The 13,813-nt window shown below is 65.6% G+C and carries 9 protein-coding genes; 2 read left to right on the top strand and 7 right to left on the bottom strand.

Annotated features, from left to right (window positions below; translation table 11 throughout):
• Positions 1-478 precede the first annotated feature (478 nt).
• From HY57_RS05410 to HY57_RS05430, 5 genes are all read right to left on the bottom strand, one after another.
• Positions 479-1,147 carry a hypothetical protein gene (locus tag HY57_RS05410; protein WP_019465818.1) on the bottom strand — a complete coding sequence of 223 codons (669 nt, stop codon included), beginning with the start codon at positions 1,145-1,147 and terminating at the stop codon, positions 479-481.
• Positions 1,148-1,207: 60 nt separating this feature from the next.
• Entirely contained in the window at positions 1,208-3,079 is a 1,872-nt protein-coding gene (locus HY57_RS05415; RefSeq protein WP_019465819.1) for a tetratricopeptide repeat-containing sulfotransferase family protein, read from the bottom strand.
• A 69-nt stretch (positions 3,080-3,148) separates the two neighbouring features.
• Entirely contained in the window at positions 3,149-6,061 is a 2,913-nt protein-coding gene (locus tag HY57_RS05420) for a TonB-dependent receptor domain-containing protein (protein ID WP_019465820.1), read from the bottom strand.
• A gap of 170 nt (positions 6,062-6,231) precedes the next feature.
• Entirely contained in the window at positions 6,232-7,335 is a 1,104-nt protein-coding gene (gene dinB / locus HY57_RS05425; protein WP_019465821.1) for a DNA polymerase IV, read from the bottom strand.
• 138 nt (positions 7,336-7,473) lie between these two features.
• Positions 7,474-8,799, bottom strand: coding sequence for a flavohemoglobin expression-modulating QEGLA motif protein (locus HY57_RS05430; protein ID WP_019465822.1), 1,326 nt, complete (start codon positions 8,797-8,799; stop codon positions 7,474-7,476).
• A 298-nt stretch (positions 8,800-9,097) separates the two neighbouring features.
• Between HY57_RS05430 and HY57_RS05435 the strand changes: the two genes are divergently transcribed.
• Together HY57_RS05435 and HY57_RS05440 are read left to right on the top strand one after the other, a co-directional pair.
• Positions 9,098-10,432 carry an APC family permease gene (locus HY57_RS05435; RefSeq protein ID WP_019465823.1) on the top strand — a complete coding sequence of 445 codons (1,335 nt, stop codon included), beginning with the start codon at positions 9,098-9,100 and terminating at the stop codon, positions 10,430-10,432.
• Between the two features lie 88 nt (positions 10,433-10,520).
• Positions 10,521-12,755 (top strand): hypothetical protein, encoded by a 2,235-nt coding sequence (locus HY57_RS05440; protein WP_019465824.1) that lies wholly within the window; start codon positions 10,521-10,523, stop codon positions 12,753-12,755.
• Positions 12,756-12,868: 113 nt separating this feature from the next.
• On the opposite strand, the gene HY57_RS05445 is transcribed toward HY57_RS05440, so the two are convergent.
• A complete protein-coding gene (locus HY57_RS05445; protein WP_019465825.1) occupies positions 12,869-13,276 on the bottom strand; it encodes a hypothetical protein in 408 nt (135 codons plus the stop codon).
• Between the two features lie 86 nt (positions 13,277-13,362).
• Positions 13,363-13,812: a DUF962 domain-containing protein gene (locus HY57_RS05450; protein WP_019465826.1), complete on the bottom strand. Its 450-nt coding sequence runs from the start codon at positions 13,810-13,812 to the stop codon at positions 13,363-13,365.
• Position 13,813: the final 1 nt, after the last annotated feature.

The raw sequence follows: 13,813 nt of genomic DNA on the forward strand, positions 1-13,813 counted from the left end.
GTGCGTCGTTCGATGTAAGGAACACGACAGAATGCCTTGCATCGATCAAAGCGACACGAGGCATTGAGAACAAAGCAAATATCGTCTCGTCGACGCGAGAGGACGCATCATCGTTGACGACGGTGCCCGCAAAAAAGCGCGAGCGTGAAAGTCGTCATCACAATGGCTTGTTGCAAGACTCGTTCATGACTGTCGTGGTCATGCAAAAAAGTGCCTAAAACAAGCCATTTTTGACATGGTCGACATGTCTGTGATGCGCTGCACATTTCATGCGGAGCGGTACGACGAAGTTGTGACTGCTTCGTGAAGTCGTCCGGCGACCATGGTCGTCGCCGACGATGCAACGTGGATGTCTTGCGTGAAAGCGAGGTCTTGCAGGAAGGAAATCTCGCTACGAGATGGATTGCCAGCTCACGCGGCCTGGCATGGCAAAGGCAACGCCGTGCCGTGGCGCTGCCGTTCCATCAGGCGTCCGGTGTCATTGGCCGATAGGGTCCAGCGCCGCCTTGATCGGTGTCGAGGCATCCTTCAGGTATTGGATGGTTCCCCGCGTGCTGACGATCATCTGCTGCGACATACTCAGAAACTCCATCGGATCGACATCCTTGCCCAGGCGAATGCGCGTCTGCAGGTCGATCATGCGTGGTGCATTGAGCGCCAGGGTGGCGTTGTGCGTGGTCCAGTTCGCGGTTTCGCGCAAGGCCGCGTAGGCGACGGCGTAGCGGTGCAGGTGATCCGCGTCGATCCAGGTGGCCGACTGGTTGGCGACGGCCACGTCCCAGGCCTGGCTGTTGAAGGCCGGCCAGTTGATGGCAAGGGTGAAGCCTTTGCTCTGCTCCCGGATGTGCTTGTTGATCTCCACATCCGACAGCCCCTTGCGAACGTCGTCGCTGATGGCCGTGTCGAGGGCGATCAGCGGCTCGAGCTTCTTCTCATCCATGTCGATGGCGGCCTGGATGTCGCGCAGCGTGTTGCCCAGCTCCGTGTTGATCTGCTCGCTCGCGTGCTCGGCAGCATGTCGATGGTGCGCGTGCTCGATCCACTGTTCCAGGCCAAGGGCGGTGAGGATGCTGAGCACGATCATCAGGTAATGCTGCAGGAACTCGCGCAGCGAATGCCACTTCACCTTGGGTACTTCGACATGCATGGGGTTTCGTCCATGGAGGGTATGAAGCAGCTTAGTGCCGCGCGGCAGCGGCGACGCGTGTCATTCGTCGTAGCCAAGCCGGGCCATGACCGGCCGGAGGATCGGCAACACCGGCTCGAACTTTTCGCGGTAGGCGTGCCACCGGTTCACCGCCTTGCGATGAATGCCCTCGGTGACCTGCGCATAGCTCGGCGTGCTGATGTAACCCTTGGCGCGGGCATGTTCGGCGAAGTGGGCCATCGGCGCCGTGTCGTCCACGTCGAGGAACTGGCCCAGGCGCACGACGTGCTCATCGAAGCGGCTGACCACCGATTCATAACGCCATTCGAGCACGCGCGGCGCGAACACCTCGACCTGCCGGTACCAGTGTTCGAAGGCCTGCACATAGCCCTCGGCCAGCCGTTGCAGCGACGAGCAGAGCACCATGAAGGGCGGTGAGCGGAAGGGAAGCATGTAGCAGCTGAGCAGCACATCGCAGGGATGGCGCAGGCACATGATGATGCGCGCTTCCGGGAACAGGCGCGCGATCATGGGCAGGCAGAGCATGTTGAGCGGGTTCTTGTCGACGAGCCGCCGTTGCCCGAGGTCCGGAAGGACCTTGGCCGCCATGTCGCCATAGATCGCGCGCAGCTGGTTCGCTTCGCCCTGCGTCATGCGGGCCAGATCGTTCGGGTACGACTGGCCGGCGGCCTGCATGCGTCCGATCAGCTCGTAGACGAAACCCCGCTCGTCCATGGAGCGGAAGTCCGGGTGCGAGTCGAGCATCTGCTCCAGCAGCGTCGTGCCCGAGCGCGGAAAACCCACCACGAAGACCGGGCTTTCCCGGCTGGACGGGGCGGTCAATGGCGTCCAGCGGTCATGCTCGCGATGGCTGACACCGTGCGCCGTCATGGTCAGCGCGTGGCTGCCTTCGACGGTGAGTTCGGGCACCAGCGCGCTGGCGAGGTTCCATTGAATGGCATGGGCCCGTTCGGCGGCCTGCCAGGCTTCTTCGCGGCGGCCTTGCTTGTCCCGCGCGCCCGCCAGTCCGAATGCAGCGGTTGCGCTCGCCTCGGGCGCGTCGTCCCGGGCAAGCAGGTGTTCGTACAGTTCCGCCGCCAGTTCGGGCTGTCCGCGACGCAGTGCGATGGCCGCACGGGCCTGCCACAGCGCAGTGATCAGGGCGGGTGCGTGATCCTGTGGCGACGCCAGCACGTGCGCGGGTATGCGATCCAGTTCCGCCTGTGCGAGCTCGGTCTGGTTGCTGCGTTCGTGCATGGCCCCGCGAAGGACTGCTAGCCGCCACGACATGGCCTGCGCGTCCGGCCCGTCCGGCAGTTCGGCTTGCGACAGCACGTGGAAGGCGGTGGCCTGGTCGCCCTGGCCGGACAGCATCGTGGCCAGCAGCAGCGCTTGTTCCGCCGGCTGGGGCGGCCAAGTGGCCGCACCGGCGAGCATCGCCTCTTCGCCCTGGTTGTCGCCGCACTGGTGACAGGCATGGGCCGCCTGCAGCCGCGCATCGACGAATCCCGGGATGAGCTGCACGGCATCGAGCAGCGCATGGCGCGCCTGCAGCCAGCGTTGCTGCTGTGCATACAGCAGGCCAAGGTTGTAGTGGACCTGGGCTTCCTGCGGCGCGAGTGTGCGTGCCTGCAGCAATGCGTGCTCGGCGCTTTCAAGATCGCCCAGCTGGCGTGCCACGACAGAGAGGTTGTTCCAGTACTCGGGAACCTGCGGGTGGCGGCGCACCAATCGCTGGAAGCTGTCCAGCGCATCCTGCAGCTGCCCGTTGCCCTGCTGGGCCGCGCCCAGCAGCAGCAAGGCGGTTTCGTCGCTGTCTTCGGTATCGCGCAGTGGCTCGCCGAGGGACAGCACGGTGGCCAGGTCGCCCCGATTGTAGGCGGCGAGCATGCGTGCGGTGCGTTCCGCGGTGGATGGCGAGTGATTCGTCATCCCTGAATCCTAGCAGCGGGATGGCCGCGACGGATTCGTCGCGGCCATCCGGCCATGGTGCCGGTCAGATCAGAACTTGACCGTCGCGCGAGCCCAGTAGTAGCGGCCCATCACGTCGTACGTGGCGGTATCGACGTTGTAGTTCGACCCGTTCTCGTAGGCGAGCGGCGGGGTCTTGTTGCTGAGGTTGTCGATGCCCACGTCGAAGCGGGTGTGGATCTTCGCCCACTCGTAACCAGCCTGGATGGAGTGATACAGCACGGAAGCCATCGGTGCGCTGCCGCCGGTATCCAGGTTGGCATTGAGGTTGGTCACCGGGTGGATGTAGCGCGACTGCCACTGGGCGCTCCACGGACCCATCGCCCAGTTGAGCGTGAGCGTGCCGCGCCAGCGGGAGATGTTGCCGAACTGCGTACCAAAGGTGCCGGCGTAGTTGATCGACTGCGCGCCCGGCTGGCCGGGGGTGGCATCGTTCTTGTACGTGGCGATGTAGGTGGTGTTGAGGCCGGCCTTGAAGTTGCCCGGGTCCACGCCGCCGATGTCGAAGTGCGGGATGGCGTAGTTCAAGGTGAAGTCGACGCCGCTGGTGCTCAGATTGCCCAGGTTCACGACAGGCGTATTGATGTAGTTCACCGCGCCGGCCAGCTTGTTGGTCTGGTCATAGCGGTTGATGTACGAGCAGTACGGGCTGTTGTTGTTGTTGAAGCAAGCGTTCACGACGGTCTGCGCCTGAACCGGCGTCAGCGTGTCGCTGAGGTAGATGTGCCAGAAGTCGAGTGAGCTCGACAGGCCCGTGAGCCAGCTCGGCGAGTAGACCAGGCCGATGTCGATCGACTTGCCCTGCTCAGGCTTGAGCTTGGAACCAATCGCGGCGGCACCCGAGTAGTAGCCGGTGACCTGGCCCAGCGGGTTGCCGCTCCAGCCCACCGGAACGTTCTGGCAGGCCGCCGAATGCGCTGCCAGCTGTGCCGCGTTGAGGTTGACGCAGGGGTCGGTCAGGTTGGGACCGGCCACGGTGCGACCGTCGTACAGCTCGTCCATGTTGGGCGCGCGGAACACCTGCGAGATCGTGCCACGCATCAGCAGGTCGGCGATCGGGCGGTACTCGATGGCGATCTTGCCGTTGGTGGTGTTGCCCGAGGAGTCATAGTCCGAATAACGCAGGCCCACGTCGACGTTCAGCGAGTAGGCGAAGGGCTGTTCGGACAGCAGCGGGATCAGTGTTTCGGCATAGAGTTCCTTCACCGTGTCGCTGCCGCCACCCGGCGAGCCGCAGGCTTCGGACAGCACGACGCAGGTGTTGGTCACCGGATCGAGGATCGCGTCGGACGTGACGTTGTACGTCATCGACGTCTTGCGATACAGCGCGCCCACCGAAAGCTGCATGGTGCCTGCGGGCAGATCCCACAGTTCACCCGACGCGTTCGCCTGCGCCTGCTTCATGGTGTTGGTGAGGGTGTACTGCGGCGCATCCACGCCCTTCCTCAACAGCGCCGTCACCGCCGGATCGGCCTGGTTGAAGATGTTGGCGCCGGCGTCGATGGCGGCCTGGAAGGCCGGCACGTTCACTTCGTTGTAGTTGGTCTGCTCGCGGTGCGAGTGGCCGTAGTTGACGCTGGCGTCCCAGATCCAGCTGCTCTGGCCAAAGTTGCCGCGCAGGCCCGCGTTGATCTGTTCATTCGTGGTGGTGAAGGTGTGCAGGCGGGTGCCCAGGCCCGTAAGGCGGGTGTTGAAGGCATAGCCGCTGTCGGCGCCCGGTGCGGCCGGATCGACCAGGGTGCCCTGGCTGAAGGTAACGCCGAACGGGTTGTTCGGATTGCTCGCCAGCACGTGCCAGCCATCGCCCACGCCGGTCGGCGCCGGGGCATCCTGGCCCGACGAGTTGGTGTGGTTGTAGAACGCCTGGCCGAAGAACGTCACGTTGTCGTTGAACTTGTAGTTGCCGCCGACGAAGACGTTGGTGCGTTCCTGCTTCTGCTGGATGTAGTTGAACGCGTTGTAGTTGTACGTGTCGTTCGCGTTGCTGAAGCAGCGATAGTTGCCGAGGCTGCTGCCATTGCCGTTGGCCAGCGTCACATAGGCATTGCCTTGCGAGTTGATTTCGCAACCACCCGGCGTCTTATCTCCCAGCGGCCCCCCTGCCGGCACGAGAATACGGCCGGTCGGAATGCTGTGCGAACCCGACGCCTGCGGGCCGCCGTTGTACAGATACAGCTGTCGGGCCGAGAAGTCGCGACGCGGCGCGAGCACCGGGTCGTACTTGTTGTAGTCGACACCGGCGTAGACGTTGCCCTGCTCGCCACTGGCGCCGATGGTGAACTGCGCACCGTGGCGCTGGCCGTCACCATGGTCGGAGATTCCGTCGTTGACGCTCAGCTCCGCGCCCTTGAAGTCCTTGCGCAGGATGAAGTTGACCACGCCGCCGATGGCGTCGGAGCCGTACACGGTCGAGGCACCCTCGGCCAGCACGTCCACGCGCTCGATCATGTTCTGCGGAATCATGTTGAGGTCGGCATTGGCCAGGCGCTGGCCGTCTACCAGCACCAGGGTGCGGGTCGTGCCGAGGCCACGCAACGACACGCGGGCCGCGCCGTCGCCACCTTCCAGCGTGGGGCTCGCGCCGCCGCCGCCGTTGCTGTTGTTCTGCGTGTTGGTGGCATTACCCGCGACGCTGGGCAACTGCTGCAGCACGTTGCCGAGGGTGGGGCTGCCGTTGTTGGTGATCGCGTTGCGGTCGAGCGTGACGACCGGGCTGGCTGTTTCGGCGTCCACGCGGCGGATCAGCGAGCCGGTCACCGAAACGGCGGTAAGTGTTTTCGCGCTGGATTGCTTGGGCTGTTCTGTGGTGCCCTGGCTCTGCGCGTTCGATGCGTCCTTGTTCGTTGTTGCGTCCTGCGCCTGAGCCATGGCGGCCGTGGAAGCGATACCGACGGAAAGCGCCAGACGTACCGCTATCGACAGACGATTGTAATTGGACTGCATGGATGTCTCCCCGAATTTTTAGGCAAAAGAGTCCCCGCTATAGGCGCCTGGACGTCTATAGGTATTGCACCGCTTGTTGGGTTCCCCGCAGTCACTCTTTCAGGAAATCGGGACCGAGACAAGGCCTCTTTAACAATTCTTTCGGTCGCCGAACACCTACAGCTGTGGTTTCAGTTGAAACCAATGGCGCCGAAGAGATCGCTTTGCGCGGCAAAACTGTCTGCATCCACGAAGCCCGCCAGGCCCACGCCCACCAGCCGATAGCGCAGATCCGCCGGGCGTTCGACGCGATCACGCAGGGCGCAGGCGACGTCGGCAACTTCTTGCGATGAGCCGGGGCGTGTCGATGGCGTGAAGCTTCGCGTGAGCGTATGGAAGTCCGAGGTCTTCAGCTTCAGCACCACCGTGCGCGCCACGCGTGCGTGCGGGCCGCTGGCCTCGCGCTGGTGCGCCGCCCACGCCTTTTCCGCCAGGCGGCGGATGTGCGGCTCGATCTCCGCCAGCGTGAGGTCGCTTTCGAAGGTGTCTTCCGCCGACACCTGCAGGGTCGGGCGGTCGGGCTGCACGACGTGCTCGTCGATGCCCAGCGACAGCTCGTGCAGGCGCCGGCCCCAGCGCCCGAAGCGCTGCTCCAGCGCCAGCGCGTCCAGCGCCCGGAGGTCGGCGACGGTGGCAATGCCCAGTTCGGCCAGCCTCGCCTCCATCACCTTGCCGACGCCGGGAAGGCGTCCCACCTCCAGCGGCGCCAGAAAGGCCTCCACCTGGTTCGGGCGGATCACGAACAGGCCATCGGGCTTGCGCCAGTCCGAGGCTATCTTGGCGAGGAACTTGTTGGGCGCCACGCCGGCGGAGGCGGTGAGCTGCGTTTCGTCGCGAATGGCGCTGCGGATAGCTTCGGCGGTGGCCGTCGCCGAGGGCAGTTTCGTGTGCGTGGTGGTGACGTCGAGGTAGGCCTCGTCCAGCGACAGCGGTTCGATCAGGTCGGTGTGGCGCGCGAAGATCTCGCGAACCTGCCGCGATACGGCCTTGTAGCGCGTGAAGTCGGGTGGCACGAAGATCGCCTGCGGGCACAGGCGCTCCGCCCGCACTGCCGGCATGGCCGAACGCACGCCGAACTTGCGGGCCTCGTAGCTGGCGGCGCACACCACCGAGCGTGCACCGCGCCACGCCACCACCACGGGTTTGCCGCGCAGCGAGGGATCGTCGCGCTGCTCCACCGACGCGTAGAACGCGTCCATGTCGACGTGGATGATCTTGCGAGGCTGGGACGGCACAACGGGACACGGGGCGAAGGGGAGGCACAGTCAACCACGAAACCGCGGCGTTGGCGCGTGGCGTGGGTCGCATGGCCTGTTGCGCACAGGAACGCCGGCCACTTGTGGGAGCGCACCCTGTGCGCGACAGCTGCCGCCTTATTGCCAAGGTGTATGCAGGCTCTCGTCCACGCGCTGTTCTTCCAGTTCCACGAAGGTGTGGAGATCGAAGGTGTCGAGCCGGAAGCGCTGGGCCGCCGTAAAAAACGCCATCAGCGACAGGATGCGCTGCGGATTGCGCGCCCACGGCGGCACGTAGACGGCGCGCGCGATCAGGCCGTCCTGCAGGTAAGGGCTGAGCGTGATGACGTCGGAGGTGGTCACGCGGCCGGCGAACAGCAGCGGCAGCATCTCCACGTGGCCCGCCTGCAGCACCTTGCGGATGAACACATAGATGCCCATCACGCCTTCCAGGTAGGCGGCATCCTTGGTGAAGCAGATGCGGCCGCGCGGATCGCCGCCACGGAAGATGCGTGCGGCGCTCTGGTAACTCTCCACCGGCGACTGGCCGGCGTCGAGAAAGCCGCGGAACACGTCGATGAAGTCCGCGCCATCCAGCGCGTTCTTGACCGCGACCACGCGCAGCGCAATGCGACGGAGTCGGTTGAGGTCGATCGAGCCGGTAATGATCTCCGAGAACGTCGCCAACCCTTCCTGCGCGCGGGTGGTGCGCGGCGCGCCCAGGCCCAGCGATTTGAAGTAAGGCTGGTGCTTGCCATTGAGCAGCGTCGCCGTATGCACGAAGGCTTCGTGTTCGGTGAGTTGCTCCAGGTCCAGTGCGGAAAACAGCGCCGTCGAACGCAGGTTGATGCTCTTGCTTCCCGCCGTTGCCTTGGACGGCAAGTCGGGGTCGAGCACGACTTTCACCTCGTCCTTGTCGAAGAACGGGCCCAGCCGTTCGCGCAGGCGCTGGGCAAATTCCTCCGCGGGAATGTCCGCCGGCACGTGTGGGATGCCTTCGCGGCTGATCAGGTCGTCGCTGATGGTGAGCAGATCCCTGGCGGCATCCACGGCGTTGGAGGTCTGCCCGGGATAGATCGTGTCGGGACGCCCGTACAGTGCCGTCGAGCAACGGGTGAAAGCCGCCGTGCCGATGCCCATCAGCATTTGCGCGGCGGTGAGATAGCTCCACGCGGTCTTGAACAGCCAGTCGCCGATGGGGTGGCCACGGTCCAGCCTGGCCATGATGGTCTTCAGGGTGGCCGTCTCGCCGGTCAGGTCCGGCTGGTGTATGGGGGGCTGAGGCAGTACCGGGTTGCCCTTCTCCCAGGAAGCCATGAAGGCCGCCTCCATGGTCTGTGGCCAGTCGATGGCCTTCAGCACGCGGATCTTCTTGCCCACGGCGACCAGTTCGCGGTCGCCTGCCAGCAGGGGGCCAAGGGTTTTGTCGTCCTCGGGGGGGACGAGGCTCGCAACGGTGCTCATGGTGCCTCCGGGCAATGCTTCAGCAGGGGAAGGGGAGCCGGATCGCGTTGGCGACCGAAGCCCTGACTATGGCCGGGGCGGGCAGCGCCCGATAGCGAAAAACTACTGATTGCCTTGGAGATTTCGTGGCATCGAGGGCGGTTTGCCGATCACGGCGACCGCGTGACCTTGCGGGGACCTGCCGTTGCGCCCCTCTTGCAGGGGCGGGCAACCGCGTGTCTTCAGCCAGTCGAACAACCGGCCGCAGTCCGCTATCGTCCGTGCTTCCCACCTGTCGCGAAGGAAGCCGTGCCGCCCCATGACTGCTGAGACTTCTTCCGCCTATCTGCGCCGCCTGGGCACCTGGGATGCGGCGGCCATCGTGATCGGTGGCGTCATTGGCGGAGGCATCTTCCGCACCGCTTCCACGGTGGCCGAGCGCACCGCCTCGGGCGCGCAACTGCTGACGCTGTGGGCCATCGGTGGCCTGCTCACCCTGGCCGGCGTGCTCTGCTACGCGGAGCTGGGCGCGCGGCGGCCGCATGCGGGCGGTGTCTACATCTATCTGCGCGAGGCGTTCGGGCAGTTGCCGGCCTTCCTGTTCGGCTGGACCATGGCGCTCATCAATTACCCCGGCAGCGTGGCGGCCGTGGCCACTACCTTTGCGGACTATTTGTGCGCGGCCGTGGGGCTGGACACGCGGATGTGGGTGAAGCCGGTCGCGGCGGGCGCCATTGCCTTCATCGTGGGCGTGAACTTCTTCGGCATCCGCGCCGGCTCCCGCATGCTCAATGTGTTCACCGTGCTCAAGCTGACCGCCATCGCATTGCTCGTGGTGGTGGGCGTGGTGCTGGCGCACGGGCAGTTCGGCGCCGTGCTGGCGACGGATACGGCCCACCCGGTGGCGCCCGGCGCGTTCTTCGGGGCGTTGCTGCCGGTGCTCTTCTCCTATGGCGGCTTCCACTACCTCAACGACCTGGCCGGCGAAGTCCGCGAACCGCAGCGAACCCTGCCGCGCGCGCTGGGCCTGGGCCTGGGCGGCGTGGTGATCTGCTACGTGATGGTCAACTTCGCTTACCTCGCGGGCCTGGGCCATGCCGGTCTTGCGGCCAGCCAGGCGCCGGCCGCCGACCTGATGCGCCGCCTGTTCGGCGAGAACGGCGCCACCGTGATCGCCATCGGTATCGCCTGCTCCACCTTCGGCTATTGCAGCATCGCCATTGCCGGCGGCGCGCGCGTGCTGCAGACCATGGGCGCGGACGGCATGTTGTTCAACGCCGTGGGTCGCATCCATGCGCGCTCGCACGCGCCGCGCGTGGCACTGGCGGTGCTGGGTGGCTGGGCCATCGTGCTGGTGGTTTCGGGCAGCTTCGGCCAACTGGTGGACTACACCACGGTGGGCGAGTGGTTGTCGCATGCGTTCGGCATCGCCACGCTGTTCTGGTATCGCCGGCGTTTTCGCAACGAGCCGTCACCGTATCGCGTGCCGTTCTATCCGGTCTTGCCGCTGCTGTTTGTCTGCACGGTGCTCGGCGTGATCATCGTCACCTCCATCAAATCGCCGGGCGATGCCGGCATGAGCCTGGCGCTGATCGCCGCCGGTGCGCCGGTGTATTACGTGTGGCGCGCGTGGCAACGGAGGCGGGCTGCATGAATTTGCGTTTGCACGGCAGGCCAATCCAGCAAGGCAGCCTTCAGACGGCGCAGGCATACTGCCGCCAATTCCACGTACTGAGCCGCCGATGAACCGGATCGCTCCCCTTGCCGTTGCCTGCCTGTTTGCCCTCGCGGGTTGCCACAAGGCCAGTGATACCGATCAAGCGGACCTCAGCCGGGCGGCCGCTGCCGCGTCAGCGCACGCCGCTGTCCCCGCCACCGCCGCCAGCAGTGGCGCCGTGCCGGCACCCGCGACGCCCCAGACCTCGCTCGATCACGTGACCCTCGACGGCAAGCCGGTCACGGTCGACGGCATGTCGTTGCAGCGCTATGTGTTCCAGCCATCGCCGCAGCCGCAGGTCACGGTGGTATTGAGCAAGGGCGACTGGTCGAAGGAAGGCTCGCTCCGCGTGGATATGCAGAACGCGATGTCGTGGCCGGTCACGCTGACCGTCGACATCGACGGGGTCAAGGAGGGCGAGCACCTGCGCGCCACGCTTGGCATTCCCGCGGGCCCGCCGCAGACGCTGGTGATTCCGCTGCACGCCACCTCGCCGCGTGCGATGGGCATGCAGGCCGGTCCGCCGATGCCGTATGTGTCAGGCGGCAAGCGCCTGTTCGTGGCGACGACGGTGGAAGGCTCGCTTGATCTTGCGCACGTGAAGTCGGTGCGCCTGGGCATGCCCTCGCCCAACGCGGCACAGACCCTGCTGTTCGGCAAGCTCGATACCTCGCGTGGCGATCACGATCTGCGCGATGCCTACACCGGCATCGTCGATGCCTGGGGCCAGTACACGCGTGGCCAGTGGCCGGGCAAGGTGGATTCCGATGACGCCCTGCGTGGCGTCCGTCCCAAGTCCAAACTCAAGTCGAAGCCGGGTGCCCCGGCGCCCGCGGCTACGCCCGCAACGGCGTCGGCGCACAAAGGCTTCGACCGCTATGGCGGCCGCACCGACCTGCCCGCATTCAAGGCCAGCGGCTGGTTCCGCACGGAAAAGCGTGATGGGCGCTGGCAACTGGTGACGCCGGAAGGGCACGCGTTCTTTTCGCTGGGCGTGAATGTCGTCGACGACGATGGTGGCCGCACCTATATCGACGGCCGCGAATTCATGTTCAAGGACCTGCCGCGCGACAGCGGCCGCTGGGCGCCGTTCTACGGCACCACCGGCAAATCGACGGGTGGCCAGCAGGCATCGGCGGGCATCGCCTACCACCAGGGCAAATGGTTCGACTACTACTCGGCGAACCTGTTCCTTGCCGATGGTCGCCATTGGCGGCAGGCGTGGCGCACGCGCACCATCGAACGTCTCGACCACTGGGGCTTCAACACGCTGGGCAACTGGAGCGACGACGCGCTGAGCCAGATGCACCGCATGGCATACACGCGCTCGGTGAACATCGCCGGCACGTTCGGCAATGTCTCCAGCGGCTACGACTACTGGGGCCGCATGCCCGATCCGTTCGATCCGCGTTTCGCGCAGGCTGCTGACGCCGCCGCCGCGCAGGCGGCGAAGGAAGTGCGCGACGATCCGTGGATGCTCGGCTACTTCGCCGACAACGAACTGGCGTGGGCCGGCCAGGGCCCGCAGGGGCGCTGGGGGCTCGCACAGGGCACCTTGCGCGGCGAAGCGCGCAGCCCGGCCAAGCAGGCGTTTATCGCAGCCCTGAAGAAAAAATACGGTACGCCGGCGAAGCTCGCCGCCGCCTGGGGCATCGCGCTGGATTCGTGGGATGCACTGAACGCCACCAACTTCGCGGCACCGACTCCGGAAGACGCGCATCCGGCCATCGCCGATGACTACAGCGCGTGGCTGCGCACCTACGCCGATCAATACTTCCGCACGGTCGCGCAGGCGATCCACAAGCATGATCCGCATCACCTGTTCCTGGGCGGACGCTTCGCGGTGCATACGCCGGAAGCCGTGGCGTCATGCGCGCAGTTCTGCGACGTGGTGAGCTTCAACGGCTATGCCGACGTGCCCGAGCACGCCTTCGATGCGGCGGCGTTCGCCAAGCTCGACAAGCCAGCGCTGATCTCGGAATTCCATTTCGGCTCCGACGACCGTGGCCCGTTCGGCAAGGGCATCGTGCCGACCTGGAACGAGCAGCAGCGTGGCGAGGCATATGCGCACTACGTGGCCGACGCCGTGGCCAATCCCGTCATTGTCGGCGTGCACTGGTTCCAGTATGTCGACCAACCTGTGACCGGTCGTTTGATCGATGGCGAGAACGCGCATATCGGCCTTGTCGCCATCACCGACCGGCCGTTCACGCACTTCATCGACGCCGTGCGCGAGGCGAATCGCAAGACGGGGTATTGAGCGAAGCGTTCACCCTGTGGGAGCGCACCCTGTGCGCGACTCGCCACATCCCGGCTGAGGAAACGTGCGGCGTTGCAGTCGCGCACAGGGTGCGCTCCCACAAGGGCTGATGCTCAGGCCAGGCTGGTCGCCGCGCCAAACGCCAGCGCCATCACTACGGCCACCGCCAGGCAGGCACTGGCGGGCCGGATGCGATGCGCGTCCACGCGTGGAATGAGCCGCCACAACACGAACACGCCGATCAGCATGTCCAGCACCAGTGCGCCGCGGAACAACGGCGAGCCCAGCAGCGGCGCATAAGGCGGTTTCGTATGCCCCTCGTGCATGGCGACACCGGCGACGATCAGCAGGCCGGCGAGGCTCCATACCAGGCAGGCGAGGTAGGTGCGGTTGAACACCACCGGGCAGCGTTCGGCCCAGCGCAGCACCGACCACGCGATAATGGCGAAGAACAGCGCGCCGATGCTGCTGTAGAGCACCCACCAGAGCAGGGTGCTGATGAGGGTGAGCAGGGTGGTCATTCAGCGATGTCCTGTGGTTTTTTGCTCGTCATTCCGGCTCACCCCGAAAAGGGAGCAAGGGCCGGAATGACGGGTAGGCGAGGGTGTTAGACGCCGATACGCCGCAGCAGCTTGTCCATCAACCACGCTGGTCCCACCAGCAGGTAGGCCAGGTCGGTCAGGAAGCTCGGCCGGCGCCCTTCGATGGCATGGCCCACGAACTGCCCGACCCACGCCACCACGAACACGCCGATGCCGGTGAGCAGCAGCGTGTGCGGGCCCAGCGTGCGATACGCGAACTCGGTGAGCAGGCACAGCAGCACCAGCGCGACGAACAGCCCGGCGGCGATGCGATGCGACTGCTTCCAGTACCACGCGAACGCCAGCACCAGCGCGGCCACCGCCCAGAAGCCGGGGCGGCCGATCATGGGCGGCACCGGGATGGTCCACATCATGGCGATGGCGCACCACACGATCAGCGGCACGCAGATCCAGTGCAGCAGGCGATTGGTGGGGTTCTGGTGGTCGTTGCTGTAACTGTCGAGCCAGCGCTGCATG

The sequence above is a fragment of the Dyella japonica A8 genome, assembly GCF_000725385.1.
In the GTDB taxonomy this organism is placed as follows: Bacteria; Pseudomonadota; Gammaproteobacteria; order Xanthomonadales; family Rhodanobacteraceae; genus Dyella; species Dyella japonica_C.

What these genes read in the sequence shown, in the direction of transcription:
- HY57_RS05410 (WP_019465818.1), bottom strand. Translation starts at nt 1,147, where the DNA reads ATGCATGTCGAAGTACCCAAGGTGAAGTGGCATTCGCTGCGCGAGTTC.
- HY57_RS05415 (WP_019465819.1), bottom strand. Translation starts at nt 3,079, where the DNA reads ATGACGAATCACTCGCCATCCACCGCGGAACGCACCGCACGCATGCTC.
- HY57_RS05420 (WP_019465820.1), bottom strand. Translation starts at nt 6,061, where the DNA reads ATGCAGTCCAATTACAATCGTCTGTCGATAGCGGTACGTCTGGCGCTT.
- HY57_RS05430 (WP_019465822.1), bottom strand. Translation starts at nt 8,799, where the DNA reads ATGAGCACCGTTGCGAGCCTCGTCCCCCCCGAGGACGACAAAACCCTT.
- HY57_RS05435 (WP_019465823.1), top strand. Translation starts at nt 9,098, where the DNA reads ATGACTGCTGAGACTTCTTCCGCCTATCTGCGCCGCCTGGGCACCTGG.
- HY57_RS05440 (WP_019465824.1), top strand. Translation starts at nt 10,521, where the DNA reads ATGAACCGGATCGCTCCCCTTGCCGTTGCCTGCCTGTTTGCCCTCGCG.
- HY57_RS05445 (WP_019465825.1), bottom strand. Translation starts at nt 13,276, where the DNA reads ATGACCACCCTGCTCACCCTCATCAGCACCCTGCTCTGGTGGGTGCTC.
- HY57_RS05450 (WP_019465826.1), bottom strand. Translation starts at nt 13,812, where the DNA reads ATGCAGCGCTGGCTCGACAGTTACAGCAACGACCACCAGAACCCCACC.